The organism is Microcystis sp. LE19-41.2A (assembly GCF_027530405.1).
GTDB lineage: Bacteria > Cyanobacteriota > Cyanobacteriia > Cyanobacteriales > Microcystaceae > Microcystis > Microcystis aeruginosa.
Map to the genome: position 1 here is coordinate 1 of NZ_JAPZQJ010000428.1, position 12,639 is coordinate 12,639.

General features: G+C 44.7%; 11 protein-coding genes and 2 pseudogenes. 8 read left to right on the forward strand and 5 right to left on the reverse strand.

Going from position 1 to position 12,639, the window contains the following annotated elements; genetic code table 11:
* Together O9290_RS17720 and O9290_RS17725 are read left to right on the forward strand one after the other, a co-directional pair.
* Positions 1–304: pseudogene (locus O9290_RS17720) on the forward strand (Rpn family recombination-promoting nuclease/putative transposase); the annotation flags it as partial.
* A gap of 210 nt (positions 305–514) precedes the next feature.
* A complete protein-coding gene (locus O9290_RS17725; RefSeq protein ID WP_288087352.1) occupies positions 515–1,309 on the forward strand; it encodes an Rpn family recombination-promoting nuclease/putative transposase in 795 nt (264 codons plus the stop codon).
* A gap of 472 nt (positions 1,310–1,781) precedes the next feature.
* Here the strand turns inward: O9290_RS17725 and O9290_RS17730 are convergent, their stop codons facing one another.
* Positions 1,782–3,572: an SUMF1/EgtB/PvdO family nonheme iron enzyme gene (locus tag O9290_RS17730; RefSeq protein WP_288054986.1), complete on the reverse strand. Its 1,791-nt coding sequence runs from the start codon at positions 3,570–3,572 to the stop codon at positions 1,782–1,784.
* Positions 3,573–3,701: 129 nt separating this feature from the next.
* Between O9290_RS17730 and O9290_RS17735 the strand changes: the two genes are divergently transcribed.
* The 6 genes from O9290_RS17735 to O9290_RS17760 all read left to right on the forward strand — a co-directional run bounded on the left by O9290_RS17735 (position 3,702) and on the right by O9290_RS17760 (position 9,445).
* The gene (locus O9290_RS17735) at positions 3,702–4,349 is read left to right on the forward strand and encodes a DUF3386 domain-containing protein (RefSeq protein ID WP_004268696.1); all 648 of its coding nucleotides are present in this window, start codon (positions 3,702–3,704) and stop codon (positions 4,347–4,349) included.
* 229 nt (positions 4,350–4,578) lie between these two features.
* Positions 4,579–4,815 carry a NifU family protein gene (locus O9290_RS17740; protein ID WP_002779291.1) on the forward strand — a complete coding sequence of 79 codons (237 nt, stop codon included), beginning with the start codon at positions 4,579–4,581 and terminating at the stop codon, positions 4,813–4,815.
* A gap of 486 nt (positions 4,816–5,301) precedes the next feature.
* Entirely contained in the window at positions 5,302–6,390 is a 1,089-nt protein-coding gene (locus O9290_RS17745) for an isocitrate/isopropylmalate family dehydrogenase (protein ID WP_002774283.1), read from the forward strand.
* A gap of 160 nt (positions 6,391–6,550) precedes the next feature.
* The gene (locus O9290_RS17750) at positions 6,551–7,174 is read left to right on the forward strand and encodes a COP23 domain-containing protein (RefSeq protein ID WP_288059661.1); all 624 of its coding nucleotides are present in this window, start codon (positions 6,551–6,553) and stop codon (positions 7,172–7,174) included.
* A gap of 106 nt (positions 7,175–7,280) precedes the next feature.
* Positions 7,281–8,210, forward strand: coding sequence for a S1 family peptidase (locus tag O9290_RS17755; protein ID WP_288059663.1), 930 nt, complete (start codon positions 7,281–7,283; stop codon positions 8,208–8,210).
* Between the two features lie 29 nt (positions 8,211–8,239).
* Positions 8,240–9,445 (forward strand): tetratricopeptide repeat-containing S1 family peptidase, encoded by a 1,206-nt coding sequence (locus O9290_RS17760; RefSeq protein WP_288059666.1) that lies wholly within the window; start codon positions 8,240–8,242, stop codon positions 9,443–9,445.
* A gap of 110 nt (positions 9,446–9,555) precedes the next feature.
* Here O9290_RS17760 and O9290_RS17765 read toward each other — a convergent pair whose 3' ends face one another.
* The 4 genes and pseudogenes from O9290_RS17765 to O9290_RS17780 all read right to left on the reverse strand — a co-directional run.
* On the reverse strand, positions 9,556–10,155 hold the full coding sequence (locus O9290_RS17765; RefSeq protein WP_288059668.1) for a hypothetical protein: 600 nt from the start codon (positions 10,153–10,155) through the stop codon (positions 9,556–9,558).
* A gap of 48 nt (positions 10,156–10,203) precedes the next feature.
* Positions 10,204–11,418: a hypothetical protein gene (locus tag O9290_RS17770; protein ID WP_353852149.1), complete on the reverse strand. Its 1,215-nt coding sequence runs from the start codon at positions 11,416–11,418 to the stop codon at positions 10,204–10,206.
* Between the two features lie 428 nt (positions 11,419–11,846).
* A complete protein-coding gene (locus O9290_RS17775) occupies positions 11,847–12,350 on the reverse strand; it encodes a hypothetical protein (RefSeq protein WP_002735260.1) in 504 nt (167 codons plus the stop codon).
* A gap of 155 nt (positions 12,351–12,505) precedes the next feature.
* A pseudogene (locus O9290_RS17780) lies at positions 12,506–12,639 on the reverse strand (IS630 family transposase); the annotation flags it as partial.

The window sequence follows — 12,639 nt, forward strand, 5'->3', positions numbered from 1 at the left end:
ATTGATAGAGACAATTTTGGTTTATAAGTTACCCCAAGTCAGTAGAAAGGAGATAGAAGCGATGTTTAGTTTAAGTGATTTAAAACAAACTAAAGTGTATCAGGAAGCTTTAGAAGAAGGTAGAGAGGAAGGTAGAGAGGAAGGTAGAGAGGAAGGTAGAGAGGAAGGCCGACAAGAAGGCGAATTAGCGGCAAAATTAGCCTCTATTCCTCGTTTATTGGCATTAGGATTAAACTTTGAACAGATAGCACAAGCTTTAGAATTAGAGATCGAACAGGTTAGACAAGCAACTCAAGGGGAATAGGAAAAGTTCAAACTTTGACAAATTGATACAATTGCCGGTAGCCATCAAGTAAAAATCACCCCGAAAATCCCGCAACCTTTCTCTTAATTGGGGACAATTTGCCGAAAAAGCTTTTACTTCGTCATCCCAATTGCTCAAAAACAGGAGCTTACTGAAGAACACAATAAAAAACTTCTGCTAAACTAGAGGCATCTTTTTGAGTTTAATTGCGTGAAAACTGACAGTATTTTCTATCAACTATTACAAAGATTTCCCGCTTGTTTCTTTGATTTGTTGAACCTTCCCCCCGAAACCGCCAATTCTTATCAATTCTCCTCGGTGGAAGTTAAACAATTGTCCTTTCGTCTCGATGGAGTCTTTTTGCCTGATACACCCAATCAGCCTATCTATTTCCTAGAAGTACAATTTCAGAAAGATAATAGGTTTTATTCCCGTTTCTTCAGTGAAATCTTCCTCTATCTCCACCAAACGGACTTAAGCAACAACTGGCAGGGAGTAGTTATTTATCCTCGGCGTTCAGTGGAAAGCGTAGAGACGGCTCGTTATGGGGAGTTAATCAACTCAGGCAGGATTTTACGTTTTTATCTCGAGGAATTAAGGGAAGTGGAATCCCTGGGAATATCGATGTTACAATTAATTATAGCACCAACCGCCAGAGCGATCGAGCAGGGAAAACAATTAATTCCACGGATTAGACAAGCATTCCCTAAGGTCAAACAACAGCAAGAACTTTTAGAATTGATAGAGACAATTTTGGTTTATAAGTTACCCCAAGTCAGTAGAAAGGAGATAGAAGCGATGTTTAGTTTAAGTGATTTAAAACAAACTAAAGTGTATCAGGAAGCTTTAGAAGAAGGTAGAGAGGAGGGCCGACAAGAAGGTGAATTAGCAGCAAAATTAGCCTCTATTCCTCGTTTATTGGCATTAGGATTAAACTTTGAACAGATAGCACAGGCTTTAGAATTAGATATCGAACAGGTTAGACAAGCAACTCAAAGGGAATAGGAAAGGTTCAAAGCGATCGCACTAAGGTTAGATAGCGTATCATGCTAAACGACTTTTGTACTATAGCAGAGAGACTAGCTGTGTCATCATTAGACATCTCCGAAAACGTAGGGACAATTCATGAATTTTACTCCAAAAATGTAGGGACAATTCATGAATTGTCCCTACCAAGGGTTTCAGATTACGCATATTTAATTTTCGGAAATATCTATTCTCTATCATCTGGGATTATTGGCATATCTGTAATGATTTGATGGCATCGAACACAAGCCTTAACCCCTTGTTCCAAACGCCATCGACAGAAATTGAAAATCGAATCTTCTATGCAAACCCTAATTAAGTCTTCAACTGTTCATCTGAGATATTAACAGTAATGGAAGCCATTAAAAATCTCAAAAAAAATCGACCCGCCTAGCGGCGGGAAAAAGAGAAAAAGAGAAAAAGGGTAAAAAGGGTAAAAAGGGAAAAAGGGTTACAGAGTCCTCCCAGCACCGCACACCACCCGAAAACCGAGGTTGCCGTTGTAGCTGCCGCGGCGGAAGTCGTTGTTGCGGGAAGCAGAACGGCAGAGATCCGGATTGCCGTACCAAGAACTGCCCCGCACTATGTAATAATCATTATCCTTTATCAGCCAAGCACTGCCATCCCTTGGCGCATTCTCATAGGTATTATGCCAATTGTCTTCGCACCACTCCCAAACATTGCCACTCATGTCATAGAGTCCCCAAGCATTGGGCTTTTTCTGACCCACAGGATGAGTTGTCTTCTGAGAATTTCCGCCATACCAAGCGTAATCTCCTAACTGATTAGTATCATCACCAAAATAATAGCGAGTGGTTGTCCCCGCACGACAGGCATATTCCCATTCTGCTTCTGTGGGGAGGCGATAGGTTTTGCCAGTTATTTGACTCAATTTCTGACAAAAGGCTTGAGCGTCGTTCCAACTAACCTTTTCTACGGGATTTTGGGGATTGTTTTGAAACTTAGAGGGATTGGTTCCCATTACCGCTTCATATTGTGCCTGAGTCACTGGATATTTGCCGATCGCAAAACTGTTGACTTTAACTTGGTGTTGAGGCTTTTCCCAATCCCCAGCATCAGAATCACTATCAGGAGAACCCATGAGAAATTCACCTGCTGGTAAGCTCACCATCTCTAGTGTGACTCGATTGGGTAGGTTTTCGGTAAATGGAGTTTTATTGTCTAGGGGTGTCTCTGGTTTAGGAGGGGGAGGAATAGGAGAGTCACCGACGACGGAGGTGCTAAAATTCCCGACTCTCTCGATTACATGGTTGTTGATGCGCTGAATGGCGGTTTCCAGTTCGATTTCCTCGTCGGGGATTTCCACTTCCGTCCATTGCCATCCTTCCTGCTCGGCTCGCTCTAATGCGATCGCTAAACGGTCGCGCTTTTCTTCGCTGGTGACGAGGAAATTGAGCAAACTAGCCGATAGATTCTCGTTTTTGCGGAAAGATACGGCCGATTCGGAACTAAGAATGTTCTGGACGAGGGATTCCACCTCGCTGACACTGCGGGAAAGTTCCCCGTCAATGGTCACTACTCGATCGATTAAGCCTTGAAACTGCCCGATAATTGGTTTTAGGTATTGTTCTAGATTAATGGCTACTTTGGCCATTTCGATCGCTTCTTTTTCCAGACTATCTAACTCCAGCTGCAACTGATACACTTGTTTGTACCCGTTCAACTCGCCGATCATTTTCGAGAAAACCTGTTTTTGTGTATCCTGATCTTCAGCTAATTTCTGGATACTTTCGCTGATTAAGTCGATTTTCTTGAGCATGAGCAAGCTGGCGCGACCAACGAGAATCACGGTGCGGAAAATCTGCTGTTTCTGTAGTCTCAGGGTATCTCGCAGTTCAGCCGAGCCGATGCTATTCTCCAAAGATTGGCGTTTTCGCTCTGTTTCTGCCAATTTCTGGCATTTAACCGCCACTGCCTCTTTGATTTCCTCGGTCAGTGACTGGAAAAACCGCCGGTATTCATCCTTATGGTCGGCGAGAAATCTGATTAACTGGTTATAGTCCTTGACTAATCTTTCCAATTCTTGAAAAGTTTCCTCGAAATTTAGGGGTTCTTCTTTTTTCCTCAATCCTAGCCATGTATTGCGGACCCGTTTTCCGGTTTTAATCAGTTGCTGTCTTTCTTGAATCTGATCCTGCAAAATTAATAAATCGGGGCGATTTAGTTGGGGAAGTTGATAGGTTTTCCGATAAAGCTTGATTTTCGCCGTTTCTTCTGCCATCGCCGTGGTCGCTGAGGGTGAGTTTTTTCTATTTTAGCCCGATTTTTTGATCAGCTAGAAATCTCGGCCAGAGGCGAAAAAATCAGCGACAATGATATAAATGGAGTTATCAACACAAGTAAAGCGATTATGACTGTAGCCACGACGAACGCCCGAGATATTTTCCGCTCCGCCTACGAAAACCGTTACACTTGGGATGAAGGATTCCCCGGTTACACTGCTGATATTATCCTCACCCAAGGGGAGGAAGTCCATACAGGCAAAATTCAAGTTAATGCCGATTATAGTGTGGAAGTAACGGGCATTGATGACGAGAAAGTGCAAGAAAGTATCTATAATCAAATGCGCGACATCGTTACTCACCGTAAAAGAGGCAATTTTGATGCCTCCCACGGCAAAAACCAGTTTAATTTCGGGCAAGATGATCCCACCGGTGCGGTAGAAATTCTTGTCACCGGCGATGCGATGGGGTCTAATTATAAGGTCCGCGGCCAGGAAATCTGTCAAGTCAGTCGAGTCATGGGACCGATGGCTTTTACTATTAATACCGAGGAAAGTCTCGATACGGGAGAAGGTTATATTTCTATTCGCTATAATGCCATTTTCCGCAATGCTAAAACCGATGAATTAAAGGGAAAACGTGACTTTAAGGAAACCTACGAAAAAATCGGTAATTATTATTTACCCTCCTGTCAAGTGATTAACGCAATCGATGCCGGGGGCGAAAAATCCACCACAGAATTTACTTTTATCAATCTGCAGCTTTTAGAATCTTAAGGGTTATCCCCGCCCAAAAAGCGTTAGGATCGAAGTAACTAAGTAGGTGGGTATTAAAAATTGTCGGATCCCCCCGCCTATCGGCACCCCCCTTATCAAGGGTAGATCCCCCCGCCTATCGGCACCCCCCTTATCAAGGGGGGCAGGGGGGATCAAAGACAATATCTATCTTCAATTTAATTGAAACCACTTACTTACACTCTAATAAATCTCTGACCAGAAGCTGATTATGTCTTTAACACTGACTCCTGATAACGTCGAACAAGTTTTAGATGAAATGCGCCCCTACCTGATGGCGGATGGTGGTAACGTGGAATTAGTCGAAATCGACGGGCCAGTCGTCAAACTGCGTCTTCAAGGCGCTTGCGGTTCCTGTCCCAGTTCCACCATGACCCTAAAAATGGGCATCGAACGTCGTCTCCGGGAAGTGATTCCCGAAATTGCCGAAGTTGAACAAGCTTTCTAAATCTTGGGTTAATTAATTCTCACCACCGCCCGATTGCTAATTTAATTAGCGATCGGGCATAATATTAATTATATATTTTCTTCTAAGTCGCTAGGTGTTAAAAACTTTCAGATACCCCCCTTATTAAGGGTAGATCCCCCCGCCTATCGGCACCCCCCTTATCAAAGGGGGGATTAAGGGGGGATCCCCCCTTATCAAGGGGGGCAGGGGGGATCGAACCCCCCTTATCAAGGGGGGCAGGGGGGATCAAACCCCCCTTATCAAAGGGGGGATTAAGGGGGGATCCCCCCTTATCAAGGGGGGCAAAAGGCAAAAGGGAGAATAAATAATCGGTTTTTAATAACCAGATTTGGTATTATATATCTTTTTCTGCAAGATTGATAAAATTACAGAATTAATTAAGGTAAAAAGTATCTTTTTTAGCCGATTAAACGGTCAATTAAGCATTAAGATATACTTGAAAATTTTTATTAAAACTCAAAAATTATGACTGAAAATATCCCCACTATTGTGGTCATGCACGGCGACCAAACTGGAGAAGAACTATTACTAGAAGCCCTGAGAGTATTGCAACCCTCGATAATTCGTCAACCGCTTAACTTTGCCGATTTTGATCTTAGTTTAGCCCAGCGTCGCCAGAGTAACAATCAAGTGGTTCACGAGGCCGCCGAAGCGACTCTAAAAACCGGATTAGCTCTCAAAGCTGCCACCATCACCCCAGAAATTAAAGGAGATGTGGGCAGTCCTAACGCTATTTTAAGAGAAGCAATGAATTCTCAGGTAATTCTCCGCATCGGTCGCCGTATCCCCGGTATTCGTCCGATTGGGGGCGTTTATTCTCCCATTGCCATTGTCCGCATGGCCGTTGACGATGCCTACGGGGCCAAAGAATGGCGAGAAACCACTGCCACCGGCGATGAAATTGCCTATCGCACCTCGCGCATTTCTAGGGCTACCAGTCGCGCTGTGGCCGAGTTTACCTTTCAACAGGCCAAAAAAACCGGGGCGCGGGTATTTGGTGGCCCAAAATTCACCGTTAGTGCCACCTACGAAGGGATGTTTAAAGAGGAATTAGACGCGGCGGCCCAAAGACATCCGGAAGTGCGTTATCAACCCCTGTTAATTGATGCAACTTTTGCCCTACTTTTACAAACCGACGGCGAAGCTTTGGTGATTCCAGCACTTAATCGCGATGGCGATTTATTATCTGATTTTGTCTTGCAACTCTATGGCAGTATTGCCGGGGCCGAAAGTTTAGTTTTGGGATTTGATGAGGAGACCTTAGCGGTTAAAACCATTATGGCAGAAGCTCCCCACGGCACGGCCCCGGCTTTAGAGGGCAAAAATATCGCTAATCCCATGGCGATGATTTTAGCCTCGGCAGCTTTGTTAGGTTATATCGAAACTAGCGAAGCGCGCAAAGCTTCTCGGGCAATTTATGAAAGTGTCTTTGAAACTATTCACGAGGGCAAAAAAACCCCCGATTTAGGGGGCCAAATGACCATGAGTGAGTTTACCGATGAGGTGATTCGTCGTGTGGTCAGTAAGTTAGAAGTTTGGTCTGCTTTGGGGTAAACGAACTCATCTGATTGCTCTCTTAAAGTGGTTTGAAGAAAGGGTAATCCCAAAAAATAAGAATTGTTGCAAAAGCTTTGCTTTTGTTGGTTTTGCGGAGAAATAACAGCTACCTTTGAAGTGTATAGTAGAGTCCCTTTGCAGGATTAGAATAAGGACAATGACATTACAAACTTTGACAAAAACTCTGACTATTGGTCTGATTGGTGTAGGAGCTGCCTTGACCTTACAATCACCGAGCCAAGCTCAAACCAGATTCGAGTGTCTTTTACCAGTGACAGGCCCCCATGTGGGAGTTCCCACAACCTATGTCAAAGTCGGCTCTAATGAACGCAAACCTGTGATTCGTTGGGTTTCTCGTTATTCTAGCGGTTCCGGTTACACTCCCCAGCAACGGTGTCTAGAAGTAACTAAACGATTCAATACCCTTGACGCTCGACCTAGAGGAATTGATATTATTACCACTGGCTATCTCAATGGTCTGCCGGTCATCTATTCCCCTAGTCATGGACGAGAACGGGCAAATAGCAGTAACCTATTATTTACCCTCAAGAGAGGGGAAGACGCAACCGAGAAAATCCAACAGCTATTCGACCTCCGGGAGACAGGCGCCGTCGAGCCTTTGTTTGAAAGCTCATCGGATTCTGTCATTGTCTATTTCAATAAATTCCTAGAAAATGCTCCCGTGGAAACAAATCCTGCCACCGGTTCGTCCCCCTCTCCACTGCCGGAGACTTCTCCCGAACAACCCCCCCAAAAACCATCGGGCGGTTCTGTTTGGTAAACTTTTCTAGTTCTATAGATAAGGTAGGTTGGGTTGACGCAAGGAAACCCAACGCCCGCTGTTTGGTAAACTTTTATAGTTCTATAGATAGGAGCATAGTGATCAAGTGAGTCGGCCTATAAAAAGAATTTTGGCTGGTGCGGGCAGTTTATTATTGGGACTGTCCACACCTTTGCTTGCTGTCCAAAGCTATGCTCCTGCTCTGGAACCTAACCAGGCCAATGCCCATAGCTCTCAGCAACTTTCAGAACAACAGCTGCGTCAGTTAGCCAGAGCAATTACTGTTAAGGTGTTATCAGGGCAAGGCTGGGGTTCGGGCATTTTAGTTGAAAAGCAGGGTTCTTCCTACAAAGTCCTCACGAATGACCATGTTTTAGGGCGGTATCGCTATCGGGGTTGGCAAATACAAACCCCTGACGGCAAGATACATCGGGGTGAGTTGGTCAGAACAGTTCGCTTGAATGATTATGATTTAGGCTTAGTTTCTTTTCGCAGTAGCCAAGTTTATTCTATTGCTGATTTGGCTAATGTCGATGATCTCGCTATCGGAGATGAAGTTTTCGCCGCTGGCTTTCCCTTCGATGGCGATCGCCCGACAGAACAAGGATTTACCTTCACCGTGGGTAAACTGTCGCTTTTGAGTGATAAATCCTTTTCGAGAGGCTACCAAATCGGCTACACCAATAAGATTAAAAATGGTATGAGTGGCGGACCGCTGCTAAATCGGCAAGGTAAAGTTATTGGTATTAACGGGATTCATGCTTATCCTCTCTGGGGTAAATCCTACGTTTTTGCTGATGGAACAGTGACTTCACCAGCACTGTGGGAACAAATGAGTCGATTAAGTTGGGCGATTCCTATCGGGACTTTTTTACAATCGGGGTCATCTTCTTTATCTGCTTCCAGTCGGCAACGGCCCGCAGTGTCACCCCCACCGCTTCCCACCCATAGAGAACCCACTTTCTGGGAAGATTTTCCTTCTCCATCCTCGTCAACCCCAAGAGAAAAGAATCCCGCTCCCACACCACTCTGGTAAATTCCACTCAACTGTATTTTTAAACCAGAATGAGCAACAATTTCTTGAAAATTTCCGCCGCCCTAGTTAGTATAGCGGTGTTTGTGGTTTCTCCTCAGATTGCTAAGGCATCAACAGCTGAGGAGATAGAAAAAATTGCTGAAAAGATTACCGTTTTAATCCCCTCAGAAGAAGAAGGGGCGAATGGGAAAATTACTGCTAATGGCTCTGGATCAATTATTGCCAAAGAAGGAAGGGTTTATACTGTTCTTACTGCTAGTCATGTAATCTGTAAAGATGCTAGAGATGCCTGCAAGTTCTATTACGATCAACTAAAAATTATTACCTGGGATGGTAAGAAATATCCGCTCGATTACAATAGCATCAAAAAATTACCCGGAGTAGATCTAGCTCTCGTGCAGTTTCAGAGCGACCAAAATTATCAGTTAGCGACCTTGGCTAACTATCAAGTAGCTGACGAACAATTTATTTTTGCTTCTGGATGGCCCGACCCGAAATTTATCGGCAAGCGGAAACGATTGTTCAATCTGGGGAAAGTGCTACCCAAGGACATTACACCCTTGCTGAAAATATTTCCTCCGGAGTTGGGGTATGAGATAGTTTATACCAGTGTCACCTATGGGGGCATGAGTGGCGGTCCATTGTTGGATATCAATGGACGAGTCATCGCGGTTCACGGACAAAATGAAGCCGAAAAAATCGAAAAGGTTCCCGTGCCAATTGGCTTTAGTCTCGCTATTCCCATCACTACTTTTTTGAAATTAGCACCCCAGTCTGGCATTCAAGGGCAGATAAATGTCGAAAATTCGCCCCCCAATACCTTATCTTTGCAAGAAATTGGGGATGAATTATACAAGGCTTTTGAATTTCCCCATAAGAACGATACTAATCCCCTAAACTGGCTTAATCAAGGCAATACAATGTGGCGGTTAGGACAATTAGCCCTCGCCTATGCCGCCTATGAAAAAGCCTTGCAACTCGATGCTCAACTCTATCAAGCTTGGTATGGGAAAGGTCTGGTCTTGACCTACTGGAAACGCTCCCAAGAGGCGCTGGCCGCCTACGAACAAGCTCTCAAAATTAATCCTAAGTCCGATACCGCCAAAAAACTGCGAGACAAGCTCCAAGAATCCTTAGGGGGAGGAAATACCCCTTCTCTAACCCCCTCACAGCCAACCACCGCGCCCACCGTAGAGCCTTCACCAGAGCCCTCTAATCCGAGAAGACTATGGTGAAGTCAGTCCCGATGAAAAAATTTTCACCCCCACAGATGAAAGAGGTTTCCTTCCCTACACCCCACACCCGACACCCCACACCCTCTTTCAAGTCAGTAGGGAAAACGCGGTTAGCTAATAGTGGGTTGCACCAATTTAGCTAAGAATGCTTGAATTGCTCGTAGTTCTGCGGGGGGATTGCGGAGAAACTCTTCGTTACTGGCTAAAATCATCGCATTATAGGCCCGCACCGCCGCCAGCAATTTAGCTGGAACTACCTTCTTATCTTTGAGCAGTCTCTCTAAGCTGGCCAATAAGTCTTCAATAACATTTAAAGGCGCTGTGCCGGGGGCTGAGTAAAGAGCGGCAATGACAGCATTGATATTATTACCCGCCTGTGCATCCCCTGTTAAGATGCTCAGTAGCGATTGCTGAACGGCTGCGGGAATCGGGGTACCCGTGAGGGAGGTTAAATTATTATCAGCTAACAGAGTATTCAGAGAAGCGGCCGCCTGATTAACAGCGATTTGAGCCGGTTCTCCCCCCTGAAATCCCGTTACCGTCGTGGTGCTGGGGAAAGTTTGACCGGCAAAATCACCGGTGGAAAGAATTGGGCCAGTGGCATCGGATTGGTTGCCGGTTTGCGCCATAACGGGAGAGACTAGGGCATTGGTCAGCAAAACCGCCGCCACTAGGGAAACTTGCCAATTAGTCAACCATTTCATCAACATGGTCTTAATCCTCATTCAAAAAGCTAAATTAGACAATCTAAAAACCGACTAACGGGGGAAAAAGTAATTGTAGCCGATACTCATGACGAAGCGAGCGCCGTCCCCGGCATTGCCCGTTAAATCAGCACCGGCAAGGTTAACCGTCAAGGGGACTTTCGGGAAGGGAATCAGGGAAATACCTGCGTTTAAATCTTGACCCGACCATTCGACAATGGCCGAGACCGGTTCAACAATTCGTAAACCCGCACTAGCAAAGACACCGAGGGAATTTACCCCATCTTCGATGGCTCCTTCCGAGCGAAAACGACCACCACCAACACCCAAGGAGAGCGTCAATTGACTAAAGGGTTCTTTCGTTGTTTCTGTGAACTGAAAAAATTTGCTCACCACCCCGTAGATACTGCTACCGGCATCTGTCCCACCCCAGCGAATGGCGTTTTCAAATCCTAGGGCCACAGCAAAACCTTCTGGCAGAGAACGGTGAATTTTAAAGCTAAAACTACCCCGTCCGGCGTTATCACCAAAAAGGCTCAAAATCGCCAGAGTTACATCTAAACCGACAATTTTCTGGCGTTCTCCTAAACCGACCCCTAGGGCTAACCCGCCATCTGCTTGATTGGTAAAACGGGTTCTCGACTGGAAAGCGAAACCACCGAAAATCTGCCCAAAATTCGCTCCAAAACCGATGGGAGTAGAGATACTGCCACTAGGGGCAACCACAAATTCCGCCAGTTTCGCAGAAAGGGTTTTCGGTTCCTCAATCAGAAAATCTTGACGTAAACGCTGTAATTCGGGGGAAACATTGGTATCAACTGGGGTGGATGCTTGCGCTTGCCATTTTTCGACTTCTGGCGAGCTATTATCTCCTGCTGGTAAAAGCTGACTCGCTTGCATTGTCCCTAGATTCGCCTTCCATTCTTCTAGGGTTGAAATTGTCCTGGTCTTTTCTGTTGCTAAAGTATCGCGGGAAGATTTATCTGGTTTATTTTCTAAGGATAAGGCCAGATTACTATCGGTTAATCCCTCTGTTGTCGAGAAGGAATTGGTTGTCAGAACTCTTTCTCTCCTCTCTAATTCCACGGGGGAATTAATGATAATTTTTTCCTGGGATACCCGAATAGAAGCAGCGTCAATGTCTAAGGGGGAAGGAAGGGCCTTCACCCGATCGCAAAGTATGGCTGTCCCCACACAGGATGTGATCAAAATTCCTCCAGAAAATATGTGTCTTATACGGCCGTTTCTTTTTGCTTTTTTTAACAACACTTCCAGCTTTCCTCACAGACGAAGTTAATTTGCAAGAATTGTAACTGATTTATTCTTAGATAGCAAGTTATTAAACCTGTTCGTTATCAATCATGGAATCCCCTAGATTTTTTCTTAGTAGGGAGGCACAATTATTTGTAGGATGGGTTAGCGGTAGCGTAACATGAGCGGGCGTTGGGTTTCATGCTTCAACCCAACCTACGTTCATCTTATATTTAATTCCACCCACCCACTTAGCAAGTTATTAAACCTGTTCGTTATCAACCATGGAATCCCCTAGTGCGCCTAATTGAAATGTAAAATATTTACGACCTCTATCTCTATTCTTGGCTTCGATGGTTGTGCTGCGTCTCTGTTCACGAATCAAATAGGCGGATTATATTGCTAGAACTAAAAAAAGCGGGTTGAACCCCGCTTGTAATCAAAAACTAAGCCAACTTAAAGGCATCTCGCCAACACCAGCGCAACAGGGTAAAAGCTATTAAACCTTTAACCACTTCTAGAAACCAGTAACCAATCTGCAAGGACATCATTTCTCCCGACATTCCCGACGCGGTAACGGGAGCTAGTAAACCCATAGCGCTCAGATTGGGAGTGAGAAAATAGGTGTAAATTAGGGTGATTACTAAGAGAACACCGGCGAATAGGAGCGATCGATGTTCGGGGAGATGGATTAAGGTATGATAGCGGTGGAAGACAACAAAGCTACACAGCACAATCGCCGCACAAACTAATTCCAGATGGTTAAAAATGCCAAATAGCAAGTAACCGGCACTGGCAAAGCCATTTTGTGTCATCATGCCAGCTACGGATAAGCTGGGGATAATGATTAAATCGATGACGAAACTGGCACTTAACCAGAAACCGAGAACAACCATGGCTAGGGTTGTCCAATTAAACCAAGACCGATAACGCTCAACAAAAGTTTTCATTAGGCTTGCTCCTCCTTGCCCTTCTAACTTAATTGTAAAGAGCGTTCGCCAAAATTATGGCAAGTTTTTTGCTAATTCTTAGCAATTCTTATCAATTCTTAGGAGAGCAACCAAACAATACCGCTCTTAAGTAGGTGGGTGGAATTAAATATACTTTAGACGTTCATAATCTGAGATTTATTAAACTTCTGAAATCGTAGAGTCAGCAAGGAATCCAGTTCTTTTTTATGTTTCAAATGGGCATCATTCAAACATTCATAAATGGCTGAAGAAAAGTCAGAAAAGTTTT

What these genes read in the sequence shown, in the direction of transcription:
- O9290_RS17740 (WP_002779291.1), top strand. Translation starts at nt 4,579, where the DNA reads ATGTCTTTAACACTGACTCCTGATAACGTCGAACAAGTTTTAGATGAA.
- O9290_RS17750 (WP_288059661.1), top strand. Translation starts at nt 6,551, where the DNA reads ATGACATTACAAACTTTGACAAAAACTCTGACTATTGGTCTGATTGGT.
- O9290_RS17745 (WP_002774283.1), top strand. Translation starts at nt 5,302, where the DNA reads ATGACTGAAAATATCCCCACTATTGTGGTCATGCACGGCGACCAAACT.
- O9290_RS17730 (WP_288054986.1), bottom strand. Translation starts at nt 3,572, where the DNA reads ATGGCAGAAGAAACGGCGAAAATCAAGCTTTATCGGAAAACCTATCAA.
- O9290_RS17760 (WP_288059666.1), top strand. Translation starts at nt 8,240, where the DNA reads ATGAGCAACAATTTCTTGAAAATTTCCGCCGCCCTAGTTAGTATAGCG.
- O9290_RS17765 (WP_288059668.1), bottom strand. Translation starts at nt 10,155, where the DNA reads ATGTTGATGAAATGGTTGACTAATTGGCAAGTTTCCCTAGTGGCGGCG.
- O9290_RS17775 (WP_002735260.1), bottom strand. Translation starts at nt 12,350, where the DNA reads ATGAAAACTTTTGTTGAGCGTTATCGGTCTTGGTTTAATTGGACAACC.
- O9290_RS17735 (WP_004268696.1), top strand. Translation starts at nt 3,702, where the DNA reads ATGACTGTAGCCACGACGAACGCCCGAGATATTTTCCGCTCCGCCTAC.